This is a genomic window from Amycolatopsis sp. Poz14, assembly GCF_006704225.1.
GTDB classification, from domain to species: Bacteria; Actinomycetota; Actinomycetes; order Mycobacteriales; family Pseudonocardiaceae; genus Amycolatopsis; species Amycolatopsis nivea.
Map to the genome: position 1 here is coordinate 1,529,928 of NZ_JACLHD010000001.1, position 23,014 is coordinate 1,552,941.

The window sequence follows — 23,014 nt, forward strand, 5'->3', positions numbered from 1 at the left end:
ATGACGCTGCTGTTGACCCTGGACGACGGCTCTCTCCACCGGAAGCTCGCGGACGCTGTCGAGGCCGCGCGGGAGGCCGTGCTGGCGGAAGCACCCGCTGACCAGGTCGGCGAGCACGTCGGAGTGGAACGCGAGGACGCGGTCTCCGCGAGCCACCTCTTCGAAGCCTCGGTGCCCGGATACCGCGGCTGGCGCTGGTCGGTCACCGTCGCGGTGGCCGGGCCGGACGAGCCGGTCACGGTGAGCGAACTGGTGCTGCAGCCGGGCCCGGAGGCCCTGGTCGCGCCCGCGTGGGTGCCGTGGGAGCAGCGGGTGCGCGCGGGGGACCTCGGCGTCGGCGACCTGTTCCCCGCGGACAAGGACGACCCGCGCCTCTCGCCCGCGTACCTCCAGTCGGACGACCCGGCCGTCGAGGAAGCGGCGCACGAGGTCGGCCTCGGCCGGGTGCACGTGCTTTCGCGCTACGGCAGGCTCGACGCGGCCGCTCGCTGGCACGGCGGCGAGTTCGGCCCGCGTTCGGACATGGCCCGTAGCGCGCCCGCGACCTGCGGGACCTGTGGGTTCTTCGTGCCGCTGGCCGGGTCGCTGCGCGGCGCCTTCGGGGCGTGCACGAACGACATCGCGCCCGCGGACGGGCACGTCGTGGACGTGGCTTACGGATGTGGGGCGCACTCCGAGGTACGGGTCGAGGTGACGTCCTCGGTCCCGGTCGCGGAGCTGGTTTACGACGATTCGCTGATCGACTTCACGCCCGCTCCGGAGCCGGCTCCGGAACCGAGCGTCGCCGCGGACCCGGCGGTGGTGGAAGAGGCGGCGGCCGCGGCGGCCGAGGAGACCGCTGAGGTCGCGGCGGTGGAGCCGGAGGCGGCCGCGGAGGTGGCGGTCGAGGAAGCTGCCGTCGAGGTGGCTGCCGAGCCGGCTTCGGACGCGGCGGAGGAGTCTGCGGCGAAGGAGCCGGACGTCGTCGAGGCTTCGGCGGCGGGCACTGCTGCCGAAGTGGTCGTCGAGGCCGTTGCTCCGGACGCTTCTGATGCGACTTCGGGCGAGGACGACTCCGACGGGAGCGATGTCCTCCGGTGAACGAAGTCGCTGGGGGAGCGGCTGATCCTTTCGGGACAGTCCGGCTGCGGGAAGCGGCGCTGAGCGCCTGGCGCGATTCGCCCACCCGCTTCACCGAGGACACCAACTCGGAACGCGACCTGCGCGTCGGCGCTTACCGCGACCGGTTGTTCGTCGAACTCGCGCAGAACGCCGCCGACGCCGCGCAGATCGCGGGCGAACCGGGGCGGATCCGGGTGTCCGTTGTGGACGGTGAACTGCGGTTCGCCAACACCGGCGCGCCGCTGGACACCCGAGGGGTCGAATCGCTAGCGTCGTTGCGGGCGTCGGCCAAGGAAGGGACCGTCGGCCGGTTCGGAGTCGGATTCGCGGCCGTGCTGACCGTCACCGACGAGCCCCGGGTCGTTTCGACCTCGGGCGGGGTCGCGTTTTCCGCGCAGCGCACCCGGGAGGAATCCGGCCGGGACGGCGACGTTCCGGTGCTGCGGCTGCCGTTTCCCGTCACGGAACAGCCGCCTGCCGGATTCGCCACCGAAGTGCGGTTGCCGCTGAAGGAATCCGGGCAAGGCCTGCTCGACGGTCTGGCGAACGAGATCGAAGACCTCCTGCTGGCCCTGCCGTGGCTCGCCGAGGCCGAAGTGGACGGTCGCAAGTGGACTCGAAGCGGCGACGAGACCGTCGAGATCACTTCGCCGACCGGGCAACGACGGTGGCTGAAGCACGGAGTCTGGGCCGTTCCGGTCGACGCCGACGGCGTCCCGCAGCCGCTCGAAGACGATGTGCTGCACGCGCCGACGCCAACCGACGAAGGCCTTTCGCTCCCGGCCCGGTTGATTGCCGAAGTGCCGCTGGAGCCGTCTCGCCGCCGGGTGCTTCCCGGCGCGGAGCTCACTCGCGCGCTGGAGAGGGCGGCGAGTGAATACGTCGAACTGGTCCGGGCGGTCAAAGCGGAACACCGGCCAACCTTGGTCCCCGCCGCGGGATTCCCGCTGTCCACTGTGGACTCACAGCTGAAAGACCTGGTTTACACCTCGCTCGCGCAGGAACCCTGGCTGGCCACTGTGGACGGTCAGGAAGTCTCCGGACAGCAGGCGCGGGTGCTCGACGTCGACGGGCTGGCTCCGCTGCTGGCCGACGTCATCCCGGGCTTGGTGCAAGCGAATCCCCGGCTGCTCAAGCCGGTCTCCGCGCACATCCTCGGCATCGGCGACGTCCTCGAAGTCCTGACTGGCATCGATCGCGAACCCGGCTGGTGGCAGAAGCTGTACGCGGAGCTGGCGGTCGCGGTCGAGAGTCACGCGCTCAGCGCGAATCAGCTCGACGGACTGCCGGTCCCGCTGTCGGACGGGCGGACGTTGCCGGGCGTCAAGGGCGCGCTGCTCGTCGACGGCAGCAGCGAACTCCGCGAACTTCTGTCCGATGTGGACGTTCCCGGCCTCCGGCTCGTGCACCCAGGTGCGGCGCATCAGTTGCTGGAACTGTTAGGAGCCAAGCACGCGGACGCGCGGCAGCTGCTCGAAGCGGAACAGCTGCAGTACGCGGTCGAGCACAGTGTCGCCGACGTTCAGTCCGGTTTGGACGGAATGAACCTCGCGGGCGCGGTGCTCCGGCTGGTCACCGATTGCGGCGATCAGGCGCCGGAGTGGATCGGCGCGCTGGCGCTGCCCGCGGAGGACGGCTGGCGGCGCGCGGACGAACTGGTGCTGCCGACGTCGCCGTTGCTGGACGTCATCGACCCCGAGGTGTTCGAGCCCGGCGGCGCGCTTTCCGTGCTGGACGAGGAATTCGCCGAAGACTGGCCGACGGGAACCCTCGTCGCGGCGAAGGTGCTCGATTCGTTCGCGGTCGGGCTGGACGAGGATCCGCACGAACCCGACCACCACCTGCCGGACGAAGAGCAGTGGTGGGATTCGTTCGAGCAGCCGCCGACGACGGTCGTGTCCATTCGCGACCTCGACCTTGTCGCGGACGACGCCTGGCCGGACGCGCTCCGCTTGATCGCGTCCCGTCCGGAAACGTGGCAGGCACTGCACAGCCCGGACGGCCACGCGGGCTGGTGGCTCGCGCGGTACGCCCTGCTGGCCGGCGAAGCCCCCGGCGCGTGGCGGCTCGCTTCGGCGACCGCACTGGCGGGCCTGTACGACCCGGTGCCCGACCTCGAGTTGAGCGACGATCTGCTCCGCGCCGTCGGCGTCCGGACCGGACTGGACCTGGAGACCGCGGAGGACGTCACCGACCTGCTCGAACGACTCGGCGACCCGCAACGGACGCCGACCCCGGGCTTGGTCGCCCGCGCACACGCGGCGTTGGTGGCCGCACCGATCGACATCTCCGACGTCGACGCCCCCGCCCGAGTCCGTGCGGCGGACGGGAGCGTCGTCGAGGAAGCCGTGGTGCTGGACGTGCCGTGGGTCGCGGCTGCTTTGGACCCGGCGAAGCTCCTCGTCGCGCCCGCGGATCCGGAGCGACTGGCGGAACTCCTCGACGTCCCCGTCGCGAGCAGCCTGAAAGCCGAGGTCGAGAGCACCGGCGAGTACGTCGCGTGGGCCGACCTGCCCGCCCTCGCGCTCGCCGCGGACCAACTCGGCATCACGCTGCCGGACGGCGGGGTGCTGCTGCACGACCCGCTCACGGTGACGATCGAGGGTGCTTCGGCGGAGGTGCCGTGGTGGTCAGACGACCGACTGCACGCGGCGGACACGTCCGAGGGGCTGGCGCGCGCGTTCGCGTGGGCGAGTGATCGGTGGGGCGAGCGTTATCGCATCACGGCGCTGCTGGAAGACCCGGCGCCGCGCACCCTGCTGAACTGACGAGCCCTAAAGCCGCTGCGCCGACTTGGACCCGCGCCGAGCGGCAGCACGCTGCCAGAAAATAATCCCGAACCCGATGAACCCGAGCGCGATCCCGGCGAGGCACGTCTGCACCCACACGCCCTCGCTGGTGAAGAAAAGCACCACGAGCGCGACAAGCCAGAGCGCAGTACCTACGATCACCACCGGCGTCAGGTCGGTGAGCCGCTTCGGCAGGTCCGGCGTGTGCCGCAGGGCGGCCGGAGTGTCCGGGGCGCTGGTCGGTTCTTCCACGGGCCAGAGTTTACCCGGACGGAAACAGCGAGACAGGCGGGGAAATGGCGGAGCAGCGCGAGCGGGCGGGGTCCACACTGGACCGCTTCTTCCGGATCAGCGAACGCGGGTCGAGCACCGGGCGGGAGATCCGCGGCGGCGTGGTCACGTTCGTGACGATGGCCTACATCGTGGTCCTCAACCCGCTGATCATCGGCAGTTTCGCGGCCGACACCCCGTCCGCGCACAAGGACGTGCTCGGGCACATCCTCCCGGTGCCGCAGGTCGCGGCGGTGACCGCGCTCGTCGCGGGCGTGCTGACGATCCTGATGGGGCTCGTCGCGAACTATCCGTTCGGCATCGCGACTGGGCTCGGCATCAACAGCCTGCTCGCGGTCACCATCGCGCCGCAGATGAGCTGGCCGGAGGCGATGGGCCTGGTGGTCATCGAGGGTGTGATCATCGTCCTGCTCGTGCTCACCGGCTTCCGAACCGCGGTGTTCCGCGCCGTGCCGCCCGCGCTCAAATCCGCGATCGCGGTCGGCATCGGGCTCTTCATCTGCCTGATCGGCCTGGTCGACGCCGGGTTCGTGCGCAGGCTGCCGGACGACGCGCACACCACGGTGCCGGTCGGGCTCGGCATCGGCGGTTCCATCGCCTCGTGGCCGACCGCGGTGTTCGTCGTCGGCCTGCTGCTCACCGCGGTGCTCGTCGCCAAGAAGGTCAAGGGCGCGATCCTGATCGGCGTGCTCGGCTCGACGGTCCTCGCGATCGTGGTCGAGGCGATCGTGAAGGCCGGACCGTCGAACGGCACCGACCCGAAGGGCTGGAACCTCGGCTACCCGGCGCTGCCGAGCAAGGTCATCGGCCTCCCGGACCTGTCGCTGGTCGGCGACGTGTCGTTCGGCGCGTGGACCCGGCTGCCGATCATCACCGTGGTGCTGCTCGTCTTCACCCTCGTGTTCGCGGACTTCTTCGACGCCATGGGCACGATGACCGGCCTCGGCAAGGAAGCCGGGCTGGTCGGCAAGGACGGGCAGCTGCCGAACGTCGGCAAGGCGCTGTTCGTCGAGGGCCTCGCGGGCGCGGCCGGCGGGTTCGGCTCGGCCAGCTCGAACACGGTGTTCGTGGAATCCGCGTCCGGGATCGCGGAGGGCGCGCGGACCGGTCTGGCGAACGTCGTGACCGGTCTGCTGTTCATCGCCGCGATGTTCCTGACCCCGCTGTACCAGGTCGTGCCGGTCGAGGCGGCGGCTCCGGCGCTGGTCGTGGTCGGCGCGCTGATGATGGCGCAGGTCCGCGACATCGACTTCACCGATTTCAAGATCGCGCTGCCCGCGTTCCTGACCATCGTCGTCATGCCGTTCACGTACTCGATCGCCAACGGCATCGGCGCCGGATTCGTCAGCTACGTCGTGATCCAGGCGGTCACCGGCAAGGCCCGCAAGGTGCATCCGCTGATGTGGGTGATCGCGGTGGCGTTCGTGGCCTACTTCGCCGTCGGGCCGATCCAGGCCGCACTCAGCTGACCGGCGTAAACACCGGGCGCAGGTCGTGAGGTATGCTAACTATATGTCCGGCGACCCGCACGAGCGTTCCCTGGCGAGCCGCTTGCGTCTCGCGGTGGTGCGGCTCAACCGCCGTCTCCGGGCACAGCGGGTGGCTGACGACGTGTCGCTCACGCAGATCGCGGCGTTGTCCACCCTGCACAAGTGCGGCCCGCTGACCCCCGGTCAGCTCGCCGCGAAGGAAGGCGTCCAGCCGCCCTCGATGACGAGGGTCATCGCCGCGCTCGAGGAGATGGGGTTCGTCGAGCGCAGGCCGCACCCGACCGATGGCCGCCAGGCCATCGTCGAGCTGTCCGACGACGGGCTCACGTTCGTGCGCAAGGCCATCTCGGTGCGGGAGGCGTGGCTGGACCGGCAACTGGCCGAACTCGGCGAGGAAGAGCTCGAAGTGCTCTCCCGAGCCGCGGAGATCATCGACAGGATGGCGGGGAACTAGCACAGGTGACCACCACGGGTAGCGAAACAGGATGTCCGGCCCAATCCACTGCTACCCGGGACACGGCACCGCCGCCGTCCAGTTCCGCTCCACCCGGCCCCTCTTCCGTCCCGGCCGGGAAATCGTCTTCCGCCGCGGAATCCCCGGAGACCAAGACCCGCCGCACGATGTTCTCGTCGCTGCGCGTGCGGAACTACCGGCTCTTCTTCAGCGGCCAGGTCATCTCGAACATCGGCACCTGGATGCAGCGCATCGCCCAGGACTGGCTGGTGTTCACGCTGTCCGGCAACGACCCGGTGGCGCTCGGCGTCGCGGTCGCGCTGCAGTTCATCCCGACCGTGCTGCTGTCGCTGTGGGCGGGCGTGCTCGCCGACCGGGTCGACAAGCGCAAGCTGCTGATGCTCATCCAGGCGGCGAACTGCCTGCAGGCCGTGCTGCTCGGCGTGCTCGACCTGACCGGCGTCGCCCAGCTCTGGCACGTCTACCTGCTGTGCGTGATGCTCGGGACGACCTCGGCGATCGAGGTGCCGACGCGGCAGTCGTTCGTCGCCGAGATGGTCGGCCGGGACCAGGTGGCGAACGCGGTCGCGCTCAATTCGTCGATCTTCAACATGGCCCGCATCGTCGGACCGGCCATCGCCGGGTTCGCGATCACCTGGGTCGGCACCGGCTGGCTGTTCATCGCGAACGCGGCGAGCACGCTCGCGGTGATCACCGGGGTCGCGCTGATGAACCCGGCGAAGCTGTTCCGCGGTCCGGCGATCCCGCGCGCCAAGGGCCAGCTCATGGAGGGCCTGCGCTACGTGCGCGGACGGCCGGACCTGGTGACGGTCATGGTGCTGATGTTCTTCGTCAGCACGTTCGGCATCACCTACTTCACGTCGCTGCCGATCGTCGCCGCGAACGTCTTCCACACCCAGGCTGACGGGTACGGCCTGCTGTCGACGCTCGTCGCGGTCGGCACCTTCACCGGTGCGCTGGCGTCGGCTCGGCGCGGGGTGAAGAGCCGTCCCCGGGTGCGGCTGATGCTGGTGTCGGCGGCGCTGCTCGGGGTGTTCGAGTTCGTCACCGCGTTCATGCCGACGTACCTGGCGTTCGGGATCGGGCTGATCCCGCTCGGCTTCGCCACGATCACCTTCCTGAACACGGCGAACGCGCTGGTGCAGACGTCGGTGTCGCCGGAGATGCGCGGCCGCGTGATGGGCATCTACGTGCTGGTGCTGATCGGCGGCAACCCGATCGGCGGGCCGATGACCGGCTGGATGGCCGACGCGTTCGGCGGCCGGTCGCCGTTCTACATCGGCGGCGCGATTTCGGCGATCGCGGCGGTGGTGTGCGCGGTGGTGCTGATCCGGCGCGGCGGAGTCCGGATGCCCCGGCGGCTCGGCAACGGCTTGCGGATCCTGTCGCGGGAACGGGTCTGACCTGCGGAAATGGCTGTCCGGAGACAGCGGAGACCGCCGAAAGTCGTCACTCGGGAGGGTGAGACTGAGGTCTCCGCAGGGACGGGCTTGCCTCTATTGGTGAGGTTAGGCTAACCTCATACATGTCCGCTTCGTGGTGGGAGCGGCAGTCAGTTCGGGAACGGACAGAGCCCCGCGACCTGGGAACCCCGGGACGCGGGGCTCTGTTCATGGTCAGGGCTCTTCCCCGCGAGGGCAAGGCCGTTCACGGGGTGAGCGTCAGGACGGGTGCGGGGTCGGGGTCTCCAGCGGATGCTCGCCGGGCCGCATCGGGAGCCGGCGCAGCCGCAGGCCGAAGTACACGTGGTAGGCCACCCGCACGGCATCGTCGTTCGGCAGCAGCACCTCGTGGCGCACGCCGTCGACCGTCTCGATCAGCCGGTCGCCGGACAGCGTCACGCGGCCCTGGGCGGTCGGGCGCGAGCACGTGAGGGTCTGCGTGAAGTGCGACTGCGGCGACGTCGACTGCCACCACGCCATCGGCGCGAAGTCCGACAGTTGCCGTGGGCGGCGCTCGAGGCGGTACTCGGGCTTGCCGTCGCGCAGGACGTCCACGTCGCCGTACGGAGCGTCCAGGAGGAGGTATTCGCCCTCTGGATCGCTCTGCGGCTCGACCGCGGACAGCGCGAGCGGCTGCCGGCTGAACTTGCCGAAGCCGACGTCCACCAGGTACTGCTCCTCGCCGAGTTGGACGAGGATGGCGGCGTGGTCGAGCGGCGGTCCGGGCACCCCGGCGTCGTTGAAAACGCGAGCCGCGTGCAGCGTCGCGGCGAAGCCCAGCTCTCGCAGCAGGGCGGCGAAAAGACCGTTCAGCTCGTAGCAGAATCCGCCCCGATGGTGGCGCACGAGCTTGTCGAAGAGTGCTTCTTCGGTGAGTTCGATGGGTTCCCCGAGGTGCACGCTGAGGTTCTCGAACGGGACGTGCATCAGGTGCCGCTCCTGCAGCAGGCGCAGCGCGGCCAGGTCAGCCGCCGGAGGCACCGGCAGGTCCAGGCGAGCGAGGTAAGCGTCGACGTCCATGGGTTCCACTCTCACACCTCCAGTGCACTCCAGGTCAAGCGAAAAAACGGGGTCCGGCCTGTCGCCAGGCCGGACCCCGGGGTGCCGCTGGCCTCAGCTGAGCAGGAGGCCGTTGCCGCCGGCGACGGCGTTGTCGAAGCGCTTGCTGATCTCGGCCCAGTTGAAGATGTTCCACAGGGCGTTGACGTAGTCCGGCTTCACGTTCTTGTAGTCCAGGTAGAACGCGTGCTCCCACACGTCGACCAGCAGGATCGGCACGGTCGGCAGGATCAGGTTGTTGTGGTGGTCGCGCAGCTGCTGGGTGATCAGCGTCTTGCCGATCGGGTCCCACGACAGCGCGCCCCACCCGTTGCCCTGGATCGTGGTCGACACCGCGGTGAACTGGGCCTTGAACTTGTCGAACGAGCCGAACGCCTCGTCGATCGCCGCGGCCAGCTCGCCGGTCGGCTTGTCCCCGCCTTCCGGCGAGAGGATCTTCCACCACACCACGTGGTTGGCGTGCCCGGCCAGGTTGAACGCCAGCGTCGTCTCCAAGCCCACGATCGAGCCGAAGTCGCCCGCCTCCCGCGCGGCGGCGAGCTTGTCCAGCGTGTCGTTCGCGCCCTTCACGTAGGTCGCGTGGTGCTTGCTGTGGTGCAGCTCGTTGATCTCGCCCGAAATGTAGGGCGCGAGAGCGCCGTAGTCGTAATCGAGTTCGGGCAGCTCGTACCGGGCCATGGGCCCTCCTTCTGGTCGACGCGCGGTTGTGCTTGGCGGCTTCCCTCGCGGGAGCCTTCTGAAACCGAGCCTCGTACTTCGAGCTAGGTGGAGGTCAACCCGCTGTGACCCGGCTCATGCCGCCGGGTCCCGGTACCGCGCGAGGTCGAGGGCCAGTTCGTCGAACACCGCCACGTTGTGCTCGAACGCGACCACGGATTCGTCGATCACCCGGGCGCGGTCGTCCTCGCTCCACGGCGCCTCGTCGAGCTTCGCGCGGTAGCGGTCGCGGAACGCCGGGGCGCTGCCGATCTCGTCGAAGCGGTAGAAGAGCGTGCCCGCCTCGGCGAGGTCGAACTTCTTCTCCAGCAGCCGCCGGATGATCTGGCCGCCCGCGATGTCGCCGAGGTAGCGCGTGTAGTGATGCGCCACGAACCCGCCGGACCAGCGTGCCGCCTCGGCGATCCGCGCGGTGTAGGCCTCGGTCGCGGCGAGCGGGGCGATCTCGGTGCGCCAGCCGGGGCCGACCAGGCGGGCGAGGTCGCGTTCCAGCGCGGGCAGCCGGCGCAACTCCTCGAACACGAACTCGCCGCCGACCGGGTCGTCGGCCATCGCGTCGCCTGCCCGCTCGATCGCCTCGTAGATGAAGTAGTACTGGGTGGCCAGCGCCGCGTAGCCGTCCAGCGTCAGCTCGCCGCCGAGCAGCGCGTTCATGTACGTGGAGTGGTTGGCCTTGTCGTGGACCGTCCTCGTGGACGCGCGCAGCTGTCCGGAGAACGGGCTGGCTTCGAGGTCCGCGGTCACCGTCATCAAAGGCCTCCCGACGTTCTTTCTGACAAGCTGTCAGAAAGAACTGTAGGCCACGACCGGTACTTAGGCTACCCTAAAATCAGCGGTTTTCACTCGAACCGACCGCTCGCCGGACGAACCGCACGGCGGCCTCGATAGCGCCTTCGAGCTGGTCAGCGGGCACATCGATGACCTGACGGCTGCCGAGCGCGGCGGTGATCATCGGGACCACCACGTCGAGGTCCTGCGCGGGCCAGCTGCCCGCGTCGACTCCGGCGAGCAGTACCGAGCGAAGCTGTTCGATGATCGGGTCGGCGTGCGCGCTGATCCGCTGATACGCCGCGGGCGCGAGCGCGGACTCCAGCGCGGTGCCCGGCGGAAGGTGGTGTTCGGCCAGCACGCGCAGCTGCAGCCGGACGAACGTGGCCAGCTGGGCGACTGGGTCCGGTTCGGCGTCCACCGCCGCGCGCAGCCGCTCGACGTACCGCGCGGACTCGTCTTCCACGAACGCGACGAGCAGGCTCTCTTTGTCCGGGAAGTGGTTGTACATCGCGGTGCGGCCGAGCCCGGCCTCCGCGGCGACGCCGGCGAGCGTGATCGCGTCGAACCCGCGCTCGTACAGCTGCGCGCGGACGACGTCGAACACTCGCGACCGCACCTCGCGGCGGTGCGCTTCGAGCGAACCGCCCAGCACCTTCGGCACGCGCGCCACCCCCTTCCCGTGCGAAACACTGTAGGGGACCGCGCGAAAACGGCTCAGTCGTCGAGCGGCCAGGTGTGCACCGGCTCGCCGGCCTCGGAGAGTTCCAGGTACCGCCGCAGCATCCAGTTGAGGGCGGTTTCGCGGTCGGCTCCGCGTTCGTGCGCGCGCAGCACGTAGTCGCGTTGCCAGGCCGCGCCGCTGCGGCGGGCGAGGCAGCGGCGTTCGATGATGCCGAGGTAACGCACCCGGGCTTCGTCGGAGACGTCCGACCGGCGCAGGCCCTCGTGCGCCAGCGGCAGCAGGACGCGCAAGGCCAGTTCGTCCGGCGGGATCCAGCCGATGCCGGGCCAGTACAGCTGCGCGTCGAAACCCTTGCGCGCGCCCTCGTACAGGTTTTCTTCCGCTGCCTGGAACGACATCTGCGACCAGACCGGCCGGTCCTGTTCCGCGAGCGCGCGTTGGGCGCCGTAGAAAAACGCCGCGTTGGCCACGATGTCGGCGACCGTCGGACCGGCGGGCAGCACGCGGTTTTCGATCCGCAGATGCGGCAGGCCGTCGACGACGTCGTACACCGGCCGGTTCCACCGCCAAATCGTTCCGTTGTGCAGCCGCAGTTCGGAAAGTTTTGGCGCCTGCCCGGATTCGAGCGCTTCGATCGGGTCCTCGAGATCGGTCTCCGGCAGCAGTCCCGGGAAATAGCGGACGTTTTCCTCGAACAGGTCGAAGATCGACGTGATCCACCGTTCGCCGAACCACACCCTCGGCCGGACGCCCTGGTTTTTCAGCTCCTCCGGCCGGGTGTCGGTGGCCTGCTGGAACAAGGGGATCCGGGTTTCGTGCCACAGCGCCTTGCCCAGCAGGAAAGGAGAGTTCGAGGCGAGCGCGATCTGGACGCCCGCCAGGCATTGCGCGGCGTTCCAATGCGCCGCGAATTCCTCGGGGGCCACCTGCAGATGCAATTGGACTGAAGTACAGGCGGCCTCCGGGAGAATGGACTCCGCGTAGTGCCGCAGCCGCTCCGGCTGGGCCCCGGGCAATGCCGGACCGTCCATCGCGAGCGCGATCCGTTCGCCGCGGGCGGCGAAGATCTCGTCGTTCAGCGACGTGTAGCGCGTTTTGTGGGACAGCCACTTCTGGTCGAAATGCTCCGCTCCCAGCGTGGGCAGAATGCCGATCATGGCCACCGACGAGCCGGTGTGCGCCGCGCTCTCCTGCGCTTTCGCGAGGTAGGAGTGCAGGTCTTCTTCCAGGCGCAGCGCGGAATCCCCGGCGAGCGGACGCGGCGGCACGTTCAGTTCCAGGTTGTGCTGGCCGAGTTCGGTGGTGAACGACGCGTCGTCGAGCGCCTCCAGCACGACCGAGTTGGTCATCGACGGCCGCAGCTGCCCGTCCACCAGGTTCAGCTCGACTTCGAGCCCGATGTTCTTGCGGGGAAAGGAAAAACTCCCGTCGGTGAGCATCCGGGCCAGGGTGTCCAGGCATCGCTGGACCTTCCGGCGGTACCGTCCGCGATCGAGCCGGCCGGGGTGTGCCGAGAGATCCGTACCCATGGTTCGACGCGCTCCTTGGCTGCTGTCCGCAGTGGTCTGGGCGGCTAGTACGCCAGGCAGACCACCGTCGCACAGCGCCGCGCCATGGGCTAGCGGCCAAACTGGTGCTCTCCGTCACCGGCGGTTGACCCTGCGCGTAACTACGCCGTTTGCCCTAAAGCGCCTCGCACGTTCGGACCAGTGGGCACGGGTTCGGGCGGGTGCGAGACTGTCCGATGTGGCTCAACTGATCTTCACCGAGGACCGGGCGCATCCGGGGCTCGACGACTTCCGCGACCTGTCCACAGCGGACCGTCGGCCGGACCGCCCCGGCGGGCGCGGGCTGGTGATCGCCGAGGGAACCGTCGTGGTCGGGCGGCTGCTTGCTTCGCGCTATCCGGTGCGAGCGCTGCTCGGCGTGGAGCGACGGCTGCGGGAATTGGAAGACGAACTCGCGGGCGTCGACGTGCCCGCGTATGTGACGTCGGCGGAGACGATGGCCGACGTCGTCGGTTTCCACCTCAATCGCGGGGTGCTCGCGGTCGCGGATCGCCCGGAACCGCCGACGGTCTCCCAAATCGTGGACAGCGCACAGGTTTTGGCCGTGCTGGAAGGCGTCGGCGATCACGAGAATCTCGGCGCGCTTTTCCGCAATGCCGCCGCGCTCGGCGTCGGCGGGATATTGCTCGGCCCGGGTTGTTCGGATCCGCTTTACCGGCGCAGCGTGCGCGTTTCGATGGGCCACGTGCTGCGCGTCCCGTTCGCGACTTTCGACAGCTGGCCCGGCGGCCTGGATGTGCTGCGGGCACGGGGTTTTACGGTGGCCGCGCTCACTCCGCGCGCGGATTCCGTACCGCTGCGCGGATTGCGCGAAAAAGTGCCGGGCCCGATCGCGCTGCTGCTCGGCGCCGAGGGGCCGGGGCTGACGGACGAGGCGATCGAGGCCGCGGACGTCGCGGTCCGCGTGGAGATGGTGGCCGGGGTCGATTCGCTGAACGTCGCCACGGCTGCGGCGATCGCGTTCCACGAGGTCTCGGCGGGCGTCGCCCCACTAGAGTGACCCCCGGCACGTTTCTTGCGGGGAGGGGCACGATGGAGCTGCGCATCCGCGGCGAGCAGGCGGTGCTCGCCGGGCCGGGCGGCGAGCACGCGCGAGAGGTCGACCCGCGCCGGCTCGCGATCGGTGCCGAGCTCGCGCAAGCCCTGCACGAGTGGGCGCGCGTGGCGTCGGCGGTGGCGCGCTCCGACTCGGACGTCGACGTCGCCGGTTCGGTCGTGTCGCAGCGCGGACGTCAGCTCGCCGCGCGACTGGCCGCGGTGATGGGCACCGAGGTGCGCTTCGTCGACCCGGTGACCGGCGTGGAAACGGTGGTCGAACCGCCTCGGCGGCCGGATCAACCCGCGCGGGCCCGCACGCAGGAAGAGCCGACGCCTTGGCTCACCGGGCTGACCGTGTCGGTGTTCGCGGCCGCGGTGGTGGTCGTGGCGATGCTCGCGCTGGCCACCACGCTCGCCCGCGAGACGAGCGTGTGGCTCGCGTTGATCGCGGCGCTGGTGGTGACCGGCGGCGTCGCACCGTCCCTGTGGCTGGGCCGGAAGGTGCCGATCCTGCGCTGGGCGGTGTACGGCGCGGGCGGCGGCTTGGCCCTCGCGTGGATCGGCGTGCTGGCCACGGTGTTCTGACTCGCGGATACTGACGCGATGGCTCCGCTCGACAAGCTGCGCGCCCTCTGTCTCGCCCTGCCCGAAGCCACCGAACGACTCAGCCACGGCGAACCGACGTGGTTCGTCCGCGGGCGCAAGACGTTCGCGATGTTCGCCGACCGGCACCACGACGACAAGCTCGCGTTCTGGTGCCCCGCGCCGCCCGGTGTGCAGGAGGAACTGGTGCGCACCGAGCCGGAGCGATTTTTCCGGCCGCCCTACGTCGGAGTGCACGGATGGCTCGGCGTGCGGCTCGATGTGGACGTCGACTGGACCGAGGTGGACCAGATCGTGCGCGAGGCGTATCGGCACGTGGCACCCAAGAAACTGGCCGCGTTGCTGGACGCCTGACCCCGACCGCTGCGCTTCCGCCGCCGTCCGTGAGGGCCACCCTGAGGGAATCGGATTCCCTGAGGGTGGCCCTCACGTACCAGGATGCTGCGAGCACCGGCCGACGAGCCGCGCTGGGCGGCTTTCTTTCCTGCTGAAAGTCCGTGAAGGGCTCCTTGAGGGAATCAGATTCCCTCAAGGAGCCCTTCACGGACCGAAGCTGTCTCAGGTCGGGGGGGGCACGATCCGGAGGGTTCCCCTCACAGACGTCGGCAGGAGCGGAGAGCTGGCCGCACACCACAGCTACCGAGAAAACCCCAATGCGGCATTGGGTGCATCTGACGCACCCAATGTGGCATCGGGGCGCTTGAAGCGGGCAGGTCAGCCGCGCTGGGTGCGGACTCCGAGCAGCACGTCCTCCCAGGACGGCACGATCGGATGGTTCTTCTTCGCCTTCGTGCGCGGCTGCTCGGCTTCGTCGCCATCGGACTCGCCCGGGACACGAGGGATCTCGCGGGTCTCGTCGTCGCCCTCGTCCGGACCCTCGATGGCGCGCGGTTCCTCGACGGCGTCGAGCGTCGGCTGCACCACCGAATCGCGGGCGGGGGCCAGCGCCCGCACGGTGCGCGGGGCGACGTAGGAGTTCGGGTTCAGCAGGACTTCGGCGTTCTCGTCGAGCGCGTGCACCGTTCCGCCGTGCGCGCCGGGCGAGAACGACCAGTGCGCGCGGTTGTCGGAGCGGCCGGCTTTCCAGCGCAGCACGACGACCCACTTGCCGTCGTCGCCGCGCCAGGCGTCCCAGGCGGCCTGGTTGTAGTCGTGGCCGCGGACGCCGAAGGCGTAGGCGATGACCTCGCCGAGCGTCTGGACGTCGGGCCCGTCCTCGCGGACCGGGTGCGCCGACTGCGCGAGTTCCGCCGTGCGGGACCGTTCGAGCAGCACCGGATAAGCGAATCGCTCCACCCGCTGCGTCGAGACGCCCGCGCTGCTCGCGACCTGCTCGACGGACTCGCCCGCGCGGATTCGCGCCTGGATCTCGCGTGGCCGCATCTGGCTCTCCAACTCGATCTCGATCTGGCCCAGCCGGGCTATGTCCCCCCTCGCCGCCGCACGCAGTCTCTCGTCGGCCGGGAGCAGGAAGCGCGTACGGCTCGCCGGGTCCTCCAGCACGAGGGACTTCCCGTCCTCGTGCAGCCCGACCACCCGCAACGCCCGCATTTCTCGCCTCCCCGGTGTTCACCTTTGTGGGTGCCCACGTTAGAACGGCGCGTCGGCTTGACGTGCGAGGCGCGCCGACGCCTCACCCATCCGAACTCAATCCGACGGCACTTTCCCGGCCATTTTCGCCGCGCCGGGGATCGGTCACACTCGTGACACGCCGACCACGGTCTGTCACGAACGAGTGGTCATGAACGCGAACCGCCCCGCGAGCCGGAGGGCTGGCGGGGCGGTTTGGGCGTTTCGGCGCGTTCGGTTCAGCCGAGCCGTTCCACGACGTATTCGATGCTCTGGGTGAGCTTCGTGACGTCGTCCGGGTCGATCGCCGGGAACAGGCCGACGCGCAGTTGGTTGCGGCCCAGCTTCCGGTACGGCTCGGTGTCGACGATCCCGTTGGCGCGCAACGCCTTCGCGACCGCGGCGGCGTCGACCTCGTCGGCGAAGTCGACCGTGCCGACGACCTGCGAGCGCAGCTCCGGGTTCGTCACGAACGGCGTGGTGTACGAGGTCTTCTCGGCCCATTCGTACAGCCGGCTCGAGGATTCCTTGGTGCGCGAGGTGGTCCAGTCGAGGCCGCCCTGGCCGTTCATCCACTCGATCTGCTCGGCGAGCAGGAACAGCGTGGAGACGGCGGGGGTGTTGTAGGTCTGGTCCTTGCGCGAGTTGTCCAGCGCGGTGGTGAGCGACAGGAATTCGGGGATCCAGCGGTCGCCGCCGCCGATCTCGCCGATCCGCTCGATCGCGGCGGGCGAGGCGAGGGCGATCCACAGCCCGCCGTCGGACGCGAACGACTTCTGCGGCGCGAAGTAGTAGACGTCGAAGTCCTCGGCCTTGACCGGGAGACCGCCGGCGCCGGACGTCGCGTCGATCGCGACCAGCGCGCCGTCGCTGCCCTCGGGACGCCGCACCGGCACCGCGACGCCGGTGGAGGTCTCGTTGTGCGCCCAGCCGACGAGGTCCGCACCCTGCTGGTAGGCGATCTCCGGCGCGCTGCCCGGGTCGGCCTTCACCACGATCGACTCGCCGAGGAACGGTGCCTTGTTCGTGACGGTCGCGAACTTCGAGGAGAACTCGCCGTAGGTGAAGTGCTGGGCGCGCTCGCGCACGAGGCCGAACGCGGCGGCGTCCCAGAACGCGGTCGTCCCGCCGTTGCCGAGGATGACCTCGTACCCGTCCGGGAGCGAGAACAGCTCGGACAGCCCGGCGCGCACGCGGCCGACGAGCGACTTGACCGGCTTCTGCCGGTGCGAGGTGCCGAGGTAGGTGGAACCGGACCGGGCGAGGGCGGCGAGCTGCTCTTCGCGGACCTTCGAGGGTCCGCAGCCGAAGCGGCCGTCGGCCGGCTTGAGGTCTGCTGGGATCGTCAACTCAGCGTCGGTCATGTGCTTAGTCTCTCAGGTCGGGACAACGCAGGTAACGGCGGTTGGCGGGTGTCCGACATGTGGAATCGTGACGGAAACGCACGGTTACCGGCCGCGCTGGCGATGGTTTGCGCTCTTCGCCCTGGCCGCGCTGGTGCACCCGTGGGATTCGACTGCGCTGATCGGCCTTCCCCTCGGCCTGGTGGCGACCCTGGTGCTGGTTTTCGTGCCGAGGTGGCCGCGGTGGTCGTTCCCGCGGCGACTGGCCGCGCCCGCGGTGTTCGGGCTTGCGGTCGTGCTCGCTGGACTGTTCGCCGGAGCCTTGGTCATGGAGCCGCCGGACCCGGACGAGGTCGGCTCGGCGGTTTTCGTGCTCGTGCTCGCCGCCGCGTTCGTCATCGGCTCGTTGTGGTGGTGGCGGCCGTGGAGCCGACCGGCCCGGGCACGGCCGAAGGGACCAATGCGCGAGGTCCGCGCGACGCTTGACGGGGACACCACTCAGTGGGACTACGGGCAGGAGTCGCCGAGCCTGCTGCGCGTCGTGGTTCATCCGCGCGGCTACCTGACTTTGCTCGACTGCACGCCGGAGCAGGCGCGTGAACTTCGGCGGACCGGACGGCTGCGGCTGGACGAGCCGGACGCGCGGGGCCGGGTCGCGGTGGAGATCGGCGGGGTGGCGACGCCGGGGCTCTTCACGACCGATCCGACGGGATTGCCGCGGCGGAAGCCGTCGCTGCGAAGGTTGCGCTGGCAGGCCGCCATCGCCGTGCCCGCCGCGGGGTCGGCGGTGGCGGTCGCGGCAGGCGGGGCGGTCGCGGCGTTCTGGTTTATCGGCGGCTCGGGGTGGCCGGTGCTGATTCCCGCGCTGGTCTGGTGCGGGGTCGCGGTGGCGTGGGCGAGGCAGGCCCGCGAAACCGGGCAGTGGATGCGGGGCTCGCTCACTCCGGCCCGCGCGGCGCTGCCGGACCGGCACGTGTGGCCGGGCACGGCGGTGACCGGCTGGCTCGTGCTCGAACCCGGCTGGCCGGCGCGGTTCGGGATCGAGCGTTGCCCGCCGGAACTCGCCGCCGAGCTGATCGAGCATCGGCGGCTGTGGGTGTTCGGCACGCCGGAGATGGGCGAGGTTCTGCTGGGACTGCCCGGCCAGGGTTTCTACGCGAAGGCGTGGTTGTCCCCGGCCGGGCGAGCGCCTGCCTATGACGCCGAAGACCCCGGCGTCAAGGCCGCAGCGGAGTGACTCAGCGCCACCCACCCTCGTCCAGTCCGCCCGGGATCGGTGCGGCCGGGTCGTACGGCGTGCGGCTGAAGATGAACGTGGCGAGGTTCAGGTGGTTCGCCGTGCCGTTCGCGTCGCGGCCGACGGTGAGCGTTTCGCCCGCGTAATAGCCGTCCAGGCCGATCCACGTGTCCGGGCCCTCGGGGCGGAACCGGGACGCCCGGCCGGCGCCGACGGCCGGGTTCAGCGAGATCAGGCCGTCGCCCTGCACGCGCAGGAAGTACGGCGTCGGGCCCCAGTGCCACAGTCCGGTCAGCGCGAGCAGCTCCGGGTCCACAGTGGACGGGAGCCATTCCTCGGGCAGCGCGGGTTCGAGGTCGTCGGCGGTGGTGATCAGGTCGAGGCACAGCTGGGTGATGTTGACGCCCGAGGTCGAGTTCGCGAGGCACAGCGCGCCGGTGCCGCTGCGCGGGTCGACGATGGTCGCGGCGAGGAACCCGGGCATCGATCCGGTGTGCCCGGCCAGGTGCCTGCCCTGGTAGCGCACGACCATCAGGCCGAGCCCGAACCCGGTCGACCACACCTCGGTGTCGTCGACGGTGTTCATCGTCCGCATTTCGTCGACGGTGTCCGGCGAGAGCACGTCGCCGGTGTGGCCGCCGAGGAACGACGTCCAGCGGCCGAGGTCGGTGACGGTGGACCAGAGCTGCCCGGCCGGGGCCATCGCGCCGGCGTCCGGCCACTTCTCCGGCATGAGCACGTCGGCGAACGGGTGCACGGCGAATCCCTCGGCGTGCGCGCCTTCCGGGTGCGGCGTCGTGCGGTTCATGCCCAGCGGGGTAAGGATTTCGTCGCGCACGACGTCGAACCACGGCCGCTCGCGGAGCCGGGAGACCAGTTCGCCGAGCACGCCGTAGCCGACGTTCGAGTAGTGGAATTTGGATCCGGGACGCAGCTTCGTCGCGCCCTTCTCCAGGCTCGAGACCAGCGCCGCCCAGTCCGCGCCGGGCGCGCGTTCCCACCACTGGCCGGGCGATTCCGACGTGAGGCCCGACGTGTGCGACAGCAGCTGCGCGACGGTGACCGAACCGAACGCGGTGCCCGGCAGGTGCCGTTCCAGCGGGTCGGTGAGGTCGAGTTTGCCCTCGTCGCGCAGCCGCAGGACCGCGGTCGCGATCATCGTTTTGGTGATCGACCCCAGCCGGTACTGCGTGTTGTCGTCCGGGCGCTGGTCGCCGACGCGGCCGCGGGCTCCGGACCAGACGACGTCGCCGCCTCGGACGACAGCGGCGACGAGGGACGGGGCGCGGCTGACGGACTGCTCGTGTGCGAGCCGTCGGTACAGGGCGAGTTCGGTGGTGTCGAGCATGGCCGTCATTCTGCCCGGGCAGTTCAGCCGAGCAGTTGCCGGTCCAGCGCCGTCGTGACCGCTGCCGTGCGGTCGGAAACACCGAGCTTCGAGAACACCCGCAGCAGGTGCGTTTTCACCGTCGCCTCGCCGATGTGCAGCTCGCGGCCGATTTCCGCGTTGGTGCGGCCCTTCGCGACCAGTCGCAGCACTTCCACCTCGCGCGCGGACAGCGGCGAGGCCGGCGTCGGGTTCCGCATCCGGTGCACGAGCTTGCCCGCGACCGACGGCGCCAGCACGGTTTCGCCGCGATGCGCGGCCCGGATCGCCCCGGCCAACTCGGCGCGCGACGCGTCTTTCAGCAGATATCCCGACGCGCCCGCCTCGACCGCGCGGAGGATGTCGGCGTCGGTTTCGTACGTGGTGAGCACGACGATCCGGCGCGCGGGCGTTTCCTTGAGGATCGCGTGGATCGCGCCGACGCCGTCTAGGCCCGGCATGCGCAGGTCCATCAGGACGACGTCGGGCTGTTTCACGCGGTCGAGCGCCACCGCTTCGTCGCCGGAACCGGCCTCGCCGACCACCGTCAGGTCGTCCTCGGCTTCGAGCATGCCGCGCAGTCCTTCGCGCACCACGGGATGGTCGTCGACCAGCATGATGGTGATCACGCGGGCACCTCCAGTTCCAGTTCGGTGCCGCCGTTCGCGCCGGTCCGCACTTCCAGGGCGCCGCCTACCTGCTCGACCCGCGAACGCATGCCGCGCAACCCGAATCCGGCTCCGTCGGCATCCGGGGTGAAGCCGCACCCGTTGTCCTCCACGCGCAACCGTATCGCTCCGTCCACAGCGGACAGCCGCACGCGGACGAGAGTCGCGCCCGAATGCTTGCGTACGTTCGACAGCGCCTCTTGCGCCGCGCGCAGCAGCACAACTTCGACCGCAGTGGACAGTGGCGGCAGCGCATCGTCCACTTCGCACTCGACCGGGATACCGATCTCTTCGGCGAGCCGATCTGCCTGCCGCTGCACGGCTTCCGGCAACGAACCAGTGGCCAAATCGGACGGTGCGAGCGCGGCGACCATCGCACGGGCTTCAGCGAGATTCTCGCGCGCGGTGCGGCCGGCGAGCGCGAGATGTTTGCGCACTGTGGACAGATCAGTGTCCAGTTCGGACTCGATCGCCTGGGTCAGGGTGATGATGCTGGTGAACCCCTGTGCGAGCGTGTCGTGGATTTCCCGCGCCAGCCGTTCGCGTTCGGCCGCGGTGCCCGCTTCCCGCGACAGCCGGGCGACCTCGGCCTGACTGGATTCCAATTCGCGGATCAGCTCGGCGCGGGCGCGGCTCTGCTTCAGCACGTCGCTGGTGAACTTCCCGGCAAGCAGGCTGAAGACGATCAGGATCGCGGTCATCGGCAGCAGGACCGAGAGCAACTGGTTGTCCCAGCCGCCGTTCAGCACCGCCGAGACTGGCTCGAGCAGGATGAGCAGCGTCGTCGCGACCACCCCTGGCCGCAAATCCAGCAGCATGAACAGCAGCGGGCAGGCGAGGAACAGCACGAAGCTCGCCGAAGTGGTCGCGAGAATGGCGGTGCCGGTCAACGCGATCAGCGCCGCCGCCGCGACGGCCCGGGCGGTTCCGTTGTCCTCGCCGTGCACGACGCGCCGTCCCACGGCCAGGTAGCCGACCGCGATCGCGCCCATCGCGGACTCGGCCACGATCTTCTCCGCCGCCGATCCGTCGTTGAAGAGCACCAGGAAGGCGGTCGCCAGGTAGGCGACCGCGAACAGCACCTCCCAGGACCAGTACGACCGCTCCCACGCGTCGGCCTGGTTCACTTCGCTTCGTTCGTCCACCGGAACGTCACCCTCGCGAGCACCAGGCCCACCACGCACCACACCGCCAGCACCAGCGCCACCTTCGGAAGCTCCCATGTCCCCGCCATTTCCTGGGTCGCGGCCTCCGGCGGAAGGAACACCGAGCGGAAGCCCTGGCAGATCCACTTCAGCGGGAAGAACGACGCGACGTCGACCATGATCCTCGGCAGGTTCGTGATCGGCGTGACGAACACCCCGGAAATGAACTGCAGCACCAAGTACACCAGCTGCACGAGCGCCACGGTGCCGTTCGCGGTGCGGGTGGCCGAGCTGATCGCGATGCCCAGCAGCGTCGAGGAGACGATCCCGAGCAGCAGCACCCAGAGCAGGGTCAGCCACTTCGCCGGATCGGAGGGCAGTTCGAGGCGGAACAGCAGCATCGCCACCGCGGCCATCAGGACGGTCTGCGACACGCTGGTCACCGCGACCATCACCATCTTGCCGACGAAATAAGCCGCCGCGGGCATCGGCGTGCCGCGCAAGCGTTTCAGCGCACCGATTTCCCGGTCCGCGGCGATGCCGATGCCGACGCTGTTGAACGACGTCGACACGATGCCCGCGCCGATCATCCCGGCGGCGAGCAGTTGCCCGGACGACACTCCGCTCTGCCCGGTCGGGCCGTCGAGGATGGAGCCGAGCAGGATCATCAGCACCGCGGGCAGCGAGAAGGTGAACACCACCTGCTCGCGGTTGCGGAAGAACTGCCGCAGTTCGAGCCCGCCGCGGGCGAGGCCCAAGCGGAACGTCCCCGGCAGCGCCATGGTCGTCGTGGTCACGGTTGCTCCCCGATCAGGTCAAGATAGACGTCTTCCAAGCTGGGGCGCGTCACGGTGAGACCGGCGAGTTCCCCCTGCGTGCCGGCGAGTTGCGAGACGAGCTTCGTCGGGAACTGCGTGCGTTCCTCGTGACTGCCGCGTTCGTCCTGCCACCGCACGACCGCCTCGGCGCGTTCGCGGCCGCCGAGCGTCGCCGGCGTCCCCTCCGCGACGACCGAACCGCGCGCGATGACCGCGAGCCGATCGGCCAGCGCCTCGACCTCGTCCAGGTAATGCGTGGTCAGCAGGATCGTGGTGCCCTCATGGGCGAGTCCGTCGATGAGCCCCCAGAACTGCCGCCGCGCCTCGGGATCGAAACCGGTCGTGGGCTCGTCCAGGAACAGCAATTCCGGACGGCCGACGATGCCGAGCGCGACGTCCACCCGGCGGCGCTGCCCGCCGGACAGCGCCTTCACCCGCGCGCCCGCCTTCGCGGTGAGGCCGACCTGGTCGATCACCTCTTCCGGATCCCGCGGGTTCGGGTAGTACTTCGCGAAGTGCCGCACGGTCTCCGCGACGGTCAATTCCGCCGCGTCGCCGGCCGTCTGCAACACGATGCCGAGGCGGGCGCGCCACGCGCGTCCCGCGGTACCCGGGTCCTCGCCGAGGACAGTGGCTTCCCCCGCCGTCCGCTGCCGGTGCCCCTCCAGGATCTCGACGGTGGTCGTCTTGCCCGCGCCGTTGGGCCCGAGCAGGGCGAACACCTCGCCGTCACGGATGTCGAGATCGATCCCGGCCACGGCGAGGTGGCCCGGGTACTCCTTGCGCAGTCCGCGCACTCGCACTGCTGTGCTCATGGGTTCAGCGTGCGCCGCGGAGGGCGG

At 69.9% G+C, this 23,014-nt stretch carries 22 protein-coding genes; 9 read left to right on the forward strand and 13 right to left on the reverse strand.

From position 1 onward, the window contains the following. On the forward strand, nucleotides 1-1,080 hold the full coding sequence (locus tag FKO37_RS07560) for a DUF3027 domain-containing protein (protein WP_238604071.1): 1,080 nt from the start codon (nucleotides 1-3) through the stop codon (nucleotides 1,078-1,080). Continuing rightward, nucleotides 1,077-3,869 carry a sacsin N-terminal ATP-binding-like domain-containing protein gene (locus FKO37_RS07565; RefSeq protein WP_238604072.1) on the forward strand — a complete coding sequence of 931 codons (2,793 nt, stop codon included), beginning with the start codon at nucleotides 1,077-1,079 and terminating at the stop codon, nucleotides 3,867-3,869. The genes FKO37_RS07560 and FKO37_RS07565 overlap by 4 nt, the downstream gene beginning before the upstream one ends. A 6-nt stretch (nucleotides 3,870-3,875) precedes the next feature. Here the strand turns inward: FKO37_RS07565 and FKO37_RS07570 are convergent, their stop codons facing one another. Further along, the gene (locus tag FKO37_RS07570; protein WP_037809264.1) at nucleotides 3,876-4,103 is read right to left on the reverse strand and encodes a DUF2530 domain-containing protein; all 228 of its coding nucleotides are present in this window, start codon (nucleotides 4,101-4,103) and stop codon (nucleotides 3,876-3,878) included. A gap of 83 nt (nucleotides 4,104-4,186) precedes the next feature. Between FKO37_RS07570 and FKO37_RS07575 the strand changes: the two genes are divergently transcribed. From FKO37_RS07575 to FKO37_RS07585, 3 genes are all read left to right on the forward strand, one after another. Beyond that, nucleotides 4,187-5,650, forward strand: a complete 1,464-nt coding sequence (locus FKO37_RS07575) for an NCS2 family permease (RefSeq protein ID WP_238604073.1) — start codon at nucleotides 4,187-4,189, stop codon at nucleotides 5,648-5,650. 43 nt (nucleotides 5,651-5,693) lie between these two features. Beyond that, the gene (locus FKO37_RS07580; protein ID WP_037807762.1) at nucleotides 5,694-6,125 is read left to right on the forward strand and encodes a MarR family winged helix-turn-helix transcriptional regulator; all 432 of its coding nucleotides are present in this window, start codon (nucleotides 5,694-5,696) and stop codon (nucleotides 6,123-6,125) included. A 167-nt stretch (nucleotides 6,126-6,292) separates the two neighbouring features. Then, a complete protein-coding gene (locus tag FKO37_RS07585) occupies nucleotides 6,293-7,549 on the forward strand; it encodes an MFS transporter (protein WP_238604074.1) in 1,257 nt (418 codons plus the stop codon). A 258-nt stretch (nucleotides 7,550-7,807) separates the two neighbouring features. Here FKO37_RS07585 and FKO37_RS07590 read toward each other — a convergent pair whose 3' ends face one another. The 5 genes from FKO37_RS07590 to FKO37_RS07610 form a co-directional block, all read right to left on the reverse strand. Next, complete coding sequence (locus tag FKO37_RS07590) at nucleotides 7,808-8,608, reverse strand: arylamine N-acetyltransferase (protein WP_238604075.1); 801 nt, start codon at nucleotides 8,606-8,608, stop codon at nucleotides 7,808-7,810. Between the two features lie 93 nt (nucleotides 8,609-8,701). Then, nucleotides 8,702-9,325 (reverse strand): superoxide dismutase, encoded by a 624-nt coding sequence (locus FKO37_RS07595; RefSeq protein ID WP_009083877.1) that lies wholly within the window; start codon nucleotides 9,323-9,325, stop codon nucleotides 8,702-8,704. Nucleotides 9,326-9,439: 114 nt separating this feature from the next. Further along, the gene (locus tag FKO37_RS07600) at nucleotides 9,440-10,114 is read right to left on the reverse strand and encodes a heme oxygenase (biliverdin-producing) (RefSeq protein WP_238604076.1); all 675 of its coding nucleotides are present in this window, start codon (nucleotides 10,112-10,114) and stop codon (nucleotides 9,440-9,442) included. A gap of 79 nt (nucleotides 10,115-10,193) precedes the next feature. Beyond that, nucleotides 10,194-10,796, reverse strand: a complete 603-nt coding sequence (locus tag FKO37_RS07605; RefSeq protein ID WP_037819986.1) for a TetR/AcrR family transcriptional regulator — start codon at nucleotides 10,794-10,796, stop codon at nucleotides 10,194-10,196. A 53-nt stretch (nucleotides 10,797-10,849) separates the two neighbouring features. Continuing rightward, nucleotides 10,850-12,346 (reverse strand): glutamate-cysteine ligase family protein, encoded by a 1,497-nt coding sequence (locus FKO37_RS07610; RefSeq protein WP_037819966.1) that lies wholly within the window; start codon nucleotides 12,344-12,346, stop codon nucleotides 10,850-10,852. Between the two features lie 217 nt (nucleotides 12,347-12,563). Here FKO37_RS07610 and FKO37_RS07615 point away from each other — a divergent pair, with 217 nt between their 5' ends. Genes FKO37_RS07615 through FKO37_RS07625 form a run of 3 tightly spaced genes read left to right on the forward strand, consistent with a single transcriptional unit; the run spans nucleotide 12,564 to nucleotide 14,380 of the window. Next, entirely contained in the window at nucleotides 12,564-13,385 is an 822-nt protein-coding gene (locus tag FKO37_RS07615) for an RNA methyltransferase (RefSeq protein WP_037819964.1), read from the forward strand. A 32-nt stretch (nucleotides 13,386-13,417) separates the two neighbouring features. Continuing rightward, on the forward strand, nucleotides 13,418-14,008 hold the full coding sequence (locus FKO37_RS07620) for a DUF2537 domain-containing protein (protein WP_238604077.1): 591 nt from the start codon (nucleotides 13,418-13,420) through the stop codon (nucleotides 14,006-14,008). An 18-nt stretch (nucleotides 14,009-14,026) separates the two neighbouring features. Continuing rightward, complete coding sequence (locus FKO37_RS07625; RefSeq protein WP_037819959.1) at nucleotides 14,027-14,380, forward strand: MmcQ/YjbR family DNA-binding protein; 354 nt, start codon at nucleotides 14,027-14,029, stop codon at nucleotides 14,378-14,380. 360 nt (nucleotides 14,381-14,740) lie between these two features. Here FKO37_RS07625 and sepH read toward each other — a convergent pair whose 3' ends face one another. Both sepH and serC read right to left on the reverse strand, forming a co-directional pair. Further along, a complete protein-coding gene (sepH, locus tag FKO37_RS07630; RefSeq protein WP_037819957.1) occupies nucleotides 14,741-15,577 on the reverse strand; it encodes a septation protein SepH in 837 nt (278 codons plus the stop codon). Nucleotides 15,578-15,834: 257 nt separating this feature from the next. Next, nucleotides 15,835-16,959, reverse strand: a complete 1,125-nt coding sequence (gene serC, locus FKO37_RS07635) for a phosphoserine transaminase (protein ID WP_043830521.1) — start codon at nucleotides 16,957-16,959, stop codon at nucleotides 15,835-15,837. A 67-nt stretch (nucleotides 16,960-17,026) separates the two neighbouring features. Here serC and FKO37_RS07640 point away from each other — a divergent pair, with 67 nt between their 5' ends. Continuing rightward, complete coding sequence (locus tag FKO37_RS07640) at nucleotides 17,027-18,175, forward strand: hypothetical protein (RefSeq protein WP_238604078.1); 1,149 nt, start codon at nucleotides 17,027-17,029, stop codon at nucleotides 18,173-18,175. A 1-nt stretch (nucleotide 18,176) separates the two neighbouring features. Here the strand turns inward: FKO37_RS07640 and FKO37_RS07645 are convergent, their stop codons facing one another. From FKO37_RS07645 to FKO37_RS07665, 5 genes are read right to left on the reverse strand one after another with little or no spacing between them, the layout of a single operon-like run. Beyond that, nucleotides 18,177-19,523 carry a serine hydrolase gene (locus tag FKO37_RS07645; RefSeq protein ID WP_043830522.1) on the reverse strand — a complete coding sequence of 449 codons (1,347 nt, stop codon included), beginning with the start codon at nucleotides 19,521-19,523 and terminating at the stop codon, nucleotides 18,177-18,179. A 23-nt stretch (nucleotides 19,524-19,546) separates the two neighbouring features. Then, nucleotides 19,547-20,170 (reverse strand): response regulator transcription factor, encoded by a 624-nt coding sequence (locus tag FKO37_RS07650; protein ID WP_037819947.1) that lies wholly within the window; start codon nucleotides 20,168-20,170, stop codon nucleotides 19,547-19,549. Further along, nucleotides 20,167-21,354 carry a sensor histidine kinase gene (locus FKO37_RS07655; protein ID WP_238604079.1) on the reverse strand — a complete coding sequence of 396 codons (1,188 nt, stop codon included), beginning with the start codon at nucleotides 21,352-21,354 and terminating at the stop codon, nucleotides 20,167-20,169. The genes FKO37_RS07650 and FKO37_RS07655 overlap by 4 nt, the downstream gene beginning before the upstream one ends. Then, a complete protein-coding gene (locus tag FKO37_RS07660) occupies nucleotides 21,333-22,136 on the reverse strand; it encodes an ABC transporter permease (RefSeq protein ID WP_037819984.1) in 804 nt (267 codons plus the stop codon). Before FKO37_RS07660 ends, FKO37_RS07655 begins: the two co-directional genes overlap by 22 nt. 11 nt (nucleotides 22,137-22,147) lie before the next feature. Then, the gene (locus tag FKO37_RS07665) at nucleotides 22,148-22,987 is read right to left on the reverse strand and encodes an ABC transporter ATP-binding protein (RefSeq protein WP_134729450.1); all 840 of its coding nucleotides are present in this window, start codon (nucleotides 22,985-22,987) and stop codon (nucleotides 22,148-22,150) included. Nucleotides 22,988-23,014: the final 27 nt, after the last annotated feature.